1 pseudogene is annotated in these 387 nt (G+C 32.8%); it reads right to left on the bottom strand.

Going from position 1 to position 387, the window contains the following annotated elements:
- A pseudogene (locus tag CD122_RS12010) lies at nucleotides 1-387 on the bottom strand (IS5/IS1182 family transposase); the annotation flags it as partial.

Here is a 387-nt window from a genome sequence, read left to right as displayed (position 1 = left end):
GACCATTTCTCATATGATCATCTTTCATTCTCATAAATGTCGCATCGTTATCAGTTTTAGAATAACTTTTTCTGTCACCATAAATTTCCATTTGTTTTTCATATTTTATCTTGCGTTCTTTAAAATCCTCGAATGCTTTCTTACTTTTTCTCACTTCACTTCTTTGTTTTCTTAGTGATTTTCTTGTTTCAGTATCTTGAGTTGTTTCTAGTTCGGAAGTGAGCGCTTCAGTTTTGTCATCTAAATAAGTCTCTATGCGATTCAATTCTTCTTTTGTTAATTCATCGCCAGATTCACGCTTAATTTCAGGAATAATCTCTTCTGAAACCAATTGTTCATACAAAGCAGTCGACTTTTCGACAACAGACTTACTGAAACGCTTTGTAT

The sequence above is a fragment of the Staphylococcus rostri genome, assembly GCF_002902145.1.
GTDB classification, from domain to species: Bacteria; Bacillota; Bacilli; order Staphylococcales; family Staphylococcaceae; genus Staphylococcus; species Staphylococcus rostri.
The sequence above is the reverse complement of the archived record's forward strand: the minus strand, read 5'-3'. Positions and strand labels throughout refer to the sequence as shown.